The organism is Nocardia barduliensis, from assembly GCF_013315795.1.
GTDB lineage: Bacteria > Actinomycetota > Actinomycetes > Mycobacteriales > Mycobacteriaceae > Nocardia > Nocardia barduliensis.
In genome coordinates this window covers 1-6,895 of record NZ_JABLTE010000203.1, presented here as the reverse complement: position 1 = coordinate 6,895, position 6,895 = coordinate 1, and the positions used below count along the sequence as shown (strand labels likewise).

Annotated in this window: 9 protein-coding genes and 1 pseudogene; 9 read left to right on the top strand and 1 reads right to left on the bottom strand. The window is 67.0% G+C overall.

The annotated features are described in order from the left end of the window. Positions 1-149 precede the first annotated feature (149 nt). The 9 genes from HOV91_RS38160 to HOV91_RS38120 all read left to right on the top strand — a co-directional run bounded on the left by HOV91_RS38160 (position 150) and on the right by HOV91_RS38120 (position 6,159). Positions 150-356: a heavy-metal-associated domain-containing protein gene (locus HOV91_RS38160; RefSeq protein ID WP_043736814.1), complete on the top strand. Its 207-nt coding sequence runs from the start codon at positions 150-152 to the stop codon at positions 354-356. Between the two features lie 53 nt (positions 357-409). After that, a complete protein-coding gene (locus HOV91_RS38155; protein ID WP_083888006.1) occupies positions 410-2,884 on the top strand; it encodes a heavy metal translocating P-type ATPase in 2,475 nt (824 codons plus the stop codon). Positions 2,885-3,047: 163 nt separating this feature from the next. Further along, entirely contained in the window at positions 3,048-3,245 is a 198-nt protein-coding gene (locus tag HOV91_RS38150) for a hypothetical protein (protein WP_043736811.1), read from the top strand. Next, positions 3,245-3,439: a hypothetical protein gene (locus HOV91_RS38145; protein WP_043736809.1), complete on the top strand. Its 195-nt coding sequence runs from the start codon at positions 3,245-3,247 to the stop codon at positions 3,437-3,439. The genes HOV91_RS38150 and HOV91_RS38145 overlap by 1 nt, the downstream gene beginning before the upstream one ends. Next, on the top strand, positions 3,436-3,822 hold the full coding sequence (locus tag HOV91_RS38140; RefSeq protein WP_083888005.1) for a DUF1707 SHOCT-like domain-containing protein: 387 nt from the start codon (positions 3,436-3,438) through the stop codon (positions 3,820-3,822). Before HOV91_RS38145 ends, HOV91_RS38140 begins: the two co-directional genes overlap by 4 nt. Before the next feature lie 78 nt (positions 3,823-3,900). Beyond that, positions 3,901-4,836 (top strand): cytochrome c biogenesis CcdA family protein, encoded by a 936-nt coding sequence (locus HOV91_RS38135; protein WP_051047279.1) that lies wholly within the window; start codon positions 3,901-3,903, stop codon positions 4,834-4,836. Further along, positions 4,833-5,567 carry a peroxiredoxin family protein gene (locus HOV91_RS40400; RefSeq protein ID WP_217441592.1) on the top strand — a complete coding sequence of 245 codons (735 nt, stop codon included), beginning with the start codon at positions 4,833-4,835 and terminating at the stop codon, positions 5,565-5,567. The genes HOV91_RS38135 and HOV91_RS40400 overlap by 4 nt, the downstream gene beginning before the upstream one ends. Further along, positions 5,564-5,908 (top strand): glutaredoxin family protein, encoded by a 345-nt coding sequence (locus HOV91_RS38125; protein ID WP_051047278.1) that lies wholly within the window; start codon positions 5,564-5,566, stop codon positions 5,906-5,908. Before HOV91_RS40400 ends, HOV91_RS38125 begins: the two co-directional genes overlap by 4 nt. Next, positions 5,905-6,159: a hypothetical protein gene (locus HOV91_RS38120; RefSeq protein ID WP_043736807.1), complete on the top strand. Its 255-nt coding sequence runs from the start codon at positions 5,905-5,907 to the stop codon at positions 6,157-6,159. The genes HOV91_RS38125 and HOV91_RS38120 overlap by 4 nt, the downstream gene beginning before the upstream one ends. Positions 6,160-6,302: 143 nt before the next feature. On the opposite strand, the pseudogene HOV91_RS38115 reads toward HOV91_RS38120, so the two are convergent. Then, positions 6,303-6,716, bottom strand: a pseudogene (locus HOV91_RS38115) (cation diffusion facilitator family transporter); the annotation flags it as partial. Positions 6,717-6,895: the final 179 nt, after the last annotated feature.

Sequence of the window (6,895 nt, the reverse complement as noted above, 5' to 3'; positions counted from 1 at the left end):
CGAGCACGATGGACCATGCGGTGGAAGCCCGCGGTCAACGCGTTCGCGATCACCTTCGCCGACCGCTGGCCCGACGCCCGAACCTACTGAGAGAAACCGCCGGAAACACCTTTAGCGAGATAGACCCGCGATCTGTCGAAGGAGTGGCGATGAGTGAGGCCACCTATACGGTGCGCGGTATGACCTGTGGGCACTGCGCGAATGCGGTGACGCGGGAGCTGCTGAGCGTCACCGGCGTGCACGGTGTCGATGTCGATGTGGCCTGCGGCCGGGTCGTGGTCACCAGCGAGCGACAAGTGGGCGAGGACGAGGTGCGCGCGGCTGTGACCGAGGCCGGCTTCGAGTTGGTCGGCTGATGCCCGACCGTCGAGAGCGCCGCGGAGACGATGAGCATGCGCGAGGGTGACAGATGAGTGAGTTCACCGATCATGCGTCCACCGGTGTGCGGCGACAGGTGGAGCTGTCGATCGCGGGAATGACGTGTGCGTCGTGCCCGCCGCGGATCGAACGCCGCCTCGGCAAGCTCGACGGTGTCGTCGCGACGGTGAACTTCGCGACGGGCAAGGCCGAGGTCAGCTACCCCGACACGGTGTCGGAGTCGGATGTGATCGACGCGGTCTCCGAGGCCGGTTACACGGCAACGGTTGCGCGTCCCGAGACCGCTGCCGCGGCGAGCGACGCCGACGACTATGACGAGCACACGCGGTCGATGCGGCAGCGGATGTGGGTCTGTCTCGCGCTCGCTGTTCCGGTGACGGTGCTGGCGATGGTGCCGCCACTACAGTTCACCAACTGGCAATGGCTGTCGCTGACTTTGGCTGCGCCGGTGGTGGTGTGGGGTGCGTGGCCATTGCACCGGGCGGCGTGGGCGAACCTCAAACACGCCACCGCCACCATGGACACCCTGATCTCGGTGGGTGTGCTGGCCGCGTTCGGCTGGTCGCTGTTCGCCTTGTTCCTCGGCGATGCCGGAGTTCCCGGGTTGCGGCACAGCTTCTCGCTCAGCGCCGAACGCGGGATGGCCGGGCAGAACATCTACCTGGAAGTAGCCGCCGTCTTGACCACGGCGATTCTGGCGGGCCGGTTTTTCGAGGCACGCGCCCGCCGCCGCGCGGGCGCGGCGTTGCGGGCGCTACTGGAGTTGGGCGCGAAAGATGTCGCTGTCCTGCGCGACGGCGGCGAGGAGCGGATCCCGATCGACCAGCTGGTGGTGGGCGATCGGTTCCTCGTGCGGCCCGGGGAGAAGATCGCCACAGACGGTGTGGTGGAAGAGGGTAATTCGGCGGTCGATGCGAGCATGCTGACCGGTGAGTCGATGCCGGTCGAGATCGGTCCCGGCGATCCGGTGGTCGGTGCGACCGTCAACGCGGGCGGCCGTCTGGTGGTTCGTGCGGGCAGGGTCGGTGCGGACACCCAGTTGGCGCAGATGGCGAAGCTGGTGGAGCAGGCGCAGAACGGCAAGGCTCAGGTCCAGCGGCTGGCCGATCGGGTTTCGGCGGTGTTCGTGCCGGTCGTCATCGCGATCGCGATCGCCACTGGGCTGGCGTGGCTCGTAGTCGGCGCCGGGGCGGCGTTCGCGTTCAGCACCGGGGTCGCGGTGTTGATCATCGCCTGTCCGTGCGGACTCGGGTTAGCCACGCCCACAGCGCTTTTGGTCGGCACTGGGCGAGGCGCGCAACTCGGTGTCCTGATCAAGGGACCGGAGGTGCTGGAATCGACGCGCCGCATCGACACCGTGGTACTCGACAAGACCGGCACCGTCACCACCGGCAAGATGGCCCTGCTGGAGGTCCACGCGGAAGGCGATGCCGGCGAGATCGAGATCCTGCGGCTGGCAGGCGCGCTGGAAGATGCCTCCGAGCACCCGATCGCCAAGGCCATCACCAGCAGCGCTGTCGAGCGAGTGGGCGCACTGCCCGCCGTCACCGACTTCGCCGGCCTGGAAGGGCTCGGCGTGCAGGGCACCGTCGACGGCCGTGCCGTGCTGGTGGGCCGGGCGATGCTGCTCGAGCAACGCGGGATCGAACTCCCGGCTGGCTTGCGCTCGGTCATGGAGCGCGCCGAGTCCCAGGGGCGTACGGCGGTCACCGTCGCATGGGACGGCACCGCGCAGGGTGTGCTGGTTGTCGCCGACACCGTCAAACCGACCTCGGCGCAGGCAGTTCGCGGCTTGCGGGCACTGGGGCTGCGGCCGGTGCTGCTCACCGGCGACAACACCGCCGCCGCGCTGGCGATCGCCGCCGAGGTCGGCATCTGCGAGGTGATCGCCGAGGTCCTGCCCACCGGCAAGGTCGATGTCGTCAAGCAGCTGCAGGCCGAGGGCCGGGTCGTGGCAATGGTCGGCGACGGTATCAACGACGCCGCCGCGCTCGCTCAGGCCGATCTCGGGCTGGCCATGGGCACCGGTACCGACGTCGCCATCGAAGCCTCGGACCTGACCTTGGTCCGTGGCGATCTCATGGCCGCGGTCGACGCCATCCGGTTGGCGCGCCGCACCCTGCACACGATCAAGGGCAATCTGTTCTGGGCGTTCGCCTATAACGTCGCTGCGCTGCCGCTGGCCGCGACCGGGCTGCTGAACCCGCTGATCGCGGGTACGGCGATGGCGTTCTCCAGCGTGTTCGTGGTGTCGAACAGCCTACGGCTACGGCGATTCCGGCCCACACCCGTTGCCGAACCCGCGTCGGTCACCGACGCTCGCGCCGACGTTGCGCCCGGTGAGGATCGGCTCGGCGATCCTCGTCTCGACGAAACCGAACCGACCGAGCTCGAACATTTGGCGCGCCACGAACGCGGTCCCGGCCGCCGAACGCGACGTACTCGCCCGCCCGATCGTGCATGCCCTCGGCAAAAGCCAAGAACAGCAAAAGACCGGACTCGATAGCCGGGTCCAAACACACGAAATGAACAACCGAGCAAGGAGACAAACCAATGACCCCGAACATGATGGCGAACCTGCAGTCCTGGTGGAACTGCCAGCTGATGATGCTGGGGCTTGGCCGAGTGCGGCATGTGTCCGAAGATGCCCCAGTAGCAGAAGGTTTGCGATGGAATCGCTCCTGGTCACCCTCGCCGTGCTGGCCTGCCCGGTCGGCATGGGTCTGATGATGTCGTACATCCGCGGCCACGGCATGCGCAATCCTGACGACACCACCGACGGCAAGGCCACCAAGCAGGAAATCGCCAGAATGCGCACCGAGATCGAACAGCTGAAGGCTGAGCGACGCGACCACAAGGCGCTGTGATGTCGACCTGGCTCGCCGCCGGACTCGCGACTGCAGGGGCGCGCACCTATGTCTGCTGTATCCACCCGATGCTGCGGGGTAGTTGCCGGATGGGCGCGAAACCGGTCGGCGTCGAGCACGACCTCGCCGAGCTGCGCGCGCAGCAGCGGTCCATGGGTGAGCAGGCCGACAGCGAAACCAGCGAGAGTAGGTGATAAAGGTGACCGAACCGTATCGCGCACAGCCATGGATACGTGCCGGTGATGCTGACCGTGAACGTGTGGCTGCCCAGCTGCAGACCGAGGTCGGCACCGGCAGGTTGACGCTCGCGGACTACACCGAGCGTCTCGACGCGGCCTACCGTGCGAAGACCATCGGCGAACTCGACGGCCTGACGAACGATCTGCCGGTAGCGGACGCGTCGGCGACACCGCAACCCAGCCGATCCCGGGCTCCGGTGATCGCCGCATTGGCCGCTGCCGGAGTGCTCGCCGCGCTCACCCTCGGATTCGTCGCGGGCCCACCCGCCGGCGCACTGAGCGACATGGCCGAGCGCATGGACACCATGACCTCGCAGATGGGGCAGCCATGCCACTGACCATCACCCGGCCGCCGACATAGGCGGCCGCGGGAATCCCGGCGATGCGCCGACAGATCGCAGGCAAGGGCTCTGACAATGGGTGAATTGTTGATCGGCACAACACTATTGGCGTCGTTTCTCGGCGGCGTGGTAGCCCTGCTGGCACCCTGCTGCGTGTCGGTGATGCTGCCAGCCTACCTAGCCACCGGATTCCGGCACCGCGGCGGCGTCGTCGCGGCCACGCTGATCTTCGGTGCCGGCGTGGCCACAGTGATCCTGCCCATCGGCCTGGGTGCCACCGCGGTGAGCAGACTGTTCATCGAACAGCACATCTGGGTGTTCTCGATCGGCGGGGCACTGATGATCATCGGCGGCGTCGCGGTGCTCACGGGCTGGAAGCCGAACCTGCCCATGCCCAGCATGCGCACGGCGCGCGAGGACAGCTACTCCTCGGCCTATCTGCTGGGTGCGTTCTCCGGGATCGCCAGCGCCTGCTGTACACCGGTCCTGGTCGGTGTCGCGGTCCTCTCGGGGGCGTCCGGTTCGTTCCCCGTGGCCCTGACCGTCGCGGCATCCTATGTGGCCGGAATGGTCGCACCGCTGGCACTGGTCGCGCTGATCTGGGATCGACGCCGAGAACGGGCCACTCGACTGTTCACCGACCGAACCCTGCGGATCCGGGTAGGCCACCGGCGGCACGACCTCGCGGTCGGGACCGCGCTGAGCGGCGTGCTGATGATCGGCATGGGCGTACTGACCGGGGTGCTGGCGTTCACCGGCGCCGGAATGAATACCGGCGGCTGGCAGGCCGAGGTCAGCGCGTGGCTACAGCACATCAGCGACCGGATCCAAGACACCGTGTCCTGGCTGCCCGGCGGAGTCGTCGCCGCACTACTCATAGCAACTACAGCCCTGCTGATCCGCCGCTGCCTCCGTCCACGCACACCGACCGCGGACACCCGCGATCCATACTGCGGCGACGAGCACACGCCCGCACCGATACCGGAATCTGTCGAGGAGGACCGACAGTGAACGCCAACAGCGATAAGACCGCCACCACACGACCAGTCGGCAAACGTGACCGAAATATTCGCCGCCGGCGCATCGCCGCCCAGCAGACTGCGGCCCAGCCGCCGGAAGCCGCCGACGAACGACGCTGGCCGACACTCGTGGCGATACTCGCCGTCCTGGCCGTGGGTGCCCTGTTCCTGATCTACCAGAATGCTCGCAGTAACCAAGACACCGCCGCCGACGGCGGCAGCGGCTACCGGCACGTCGCCGGAAACCCCGGGATCGGCGCACCCGCCCCCGATTTCACCCTGACCTCCCACACCGGCGACACCGTCTCACTCAGCGACTACCGCGGACGCAGTGTGCTGCTGTACTTCCAGGAAGGTCTCATGTGCAAGCCCTGCTGGGACCAGATCACCGACCTCGAAAACAACCAGGCCGCACTGAAAGCAGCCGGGATCGACGCAGTGGTATCGATCTCCCACGACCCGGTCGCGCAGCAGGCACGCAAAGCCGCCGACCAGAAAGTGTCGACCCCGATGCTGGCCGACCCAACCCAACAAGTCATCCACGCCTACGACGCCCACAAATACGGGATGATGCGCGAGCAGACCGCCGGGCACAGCTTCGTCCTCGTCGGACCCGACGGCACCATCTCCTGGCGCGCCGACTACGGCGGCGCCCCCAACTACACCATGTTCGTCCCCACCAACAAGCTCCTCGCCGACCTGGCCACCGAACGCAAACCATGACCGCCCCAGTCGCGATCACCCTGCTCACCCAACCCAACTGCGCATTCTGCGACCACGCCAAACAGGTCCTGCACCACGTGAGCACCGACTACGCGCTACACATCACCGAGATCGACCTCGCCACCAACGGAGGCCGCGCGCTGGCACAGAAAGCGGGAGTACTGTTCGCTCCCGGAGTCCTCATCGACGGCGAACCCTTCTGCTTCGGGCGCCTGTCGGAACGCAAACTGCGCCGCACCCTCCGCAAGCGGAACCGCACACTGCCGTCGGACGGGCCGTCACCCACGGGCTCATCGGAGCCCTCCGAATCGACGAGAAACCAAGGTAACCGAAAACAATGACCACGATCGAAGTGCTCACCGTACCCAACTGCCCGAACGCACCCGCCACCATCGAACTACTGCGCACCTGCCTGCACCGGCTGCACCTCAACATCCCCATCCAGCAGCGGATCGGTGAATACCCCTCGCCCACCATCCTTATCGACGGCGTCGACCTGATGGGCACACCGCCCAGCGCCACGCCAACCTGCCGACTCGACCTTCCCACCAAAGAGCAGATCATGACCGCGCTATGCCGTCGCCGCACATAAGACTTTCTCTATCCCGCGACTCGTTTCCGGCGCAGGTCCAAGCGAGTGTCCATCGCACATGCGCTGCTCGAACCCGTCGATGAACTCGGCCGGATCAGAATCGGAGGGCAGCGCTGTTGCCGGTGGTGCAGCCGCCCGGTCTTCTACCAGGACATTCGTTCGCAGTGCTCGGCGGTGTTGTGACGCTCGACCTGCAGGGTGGCGTGGTGCAGGGTGAATCTGTCGGCCAGTAGCCGTTGCGCCGAGCCCAGCACGGTATCGGGGTCGGCATCGTCGTCGATCGCCACGTGCGCGGAGGCCACCTCCATCCCGCAGGTCAACGTCCACACGTGCAGGTCATGGACCTGCCGCACCCCGGTCAGCGCCTCGAGAGCGGCGGTGACGTCGTCCACGTCCGGACCTGCCGGGGCGTGCTGGAACAGGATCCGCAGGGCCTGCTTGCCCAGGTTGTATGCCCTCGGCAGCACGAACTGGCCGATACCCACACCGATGAGCGGGTCCGCGTAGCGCCAGCCGAACACCAGCGTCACCAGGCCGCTGACGAGCACACCGAGGGAACTCGGTTCGGTTGCGCGTCGGGCCGCTCGGGTGGGGTCGAGGATCGCTCGTCGTTACGGCGGGCTCAGTCATCGCGCACCGCCGCGAGTGCATCCCGCACAACGGTGATGACATCGGGGTCCTCGTCGGCGGGAGTCGTGAGCGCGATCTCGTGATCGGTGGTGGTGCGGTCGGGGGT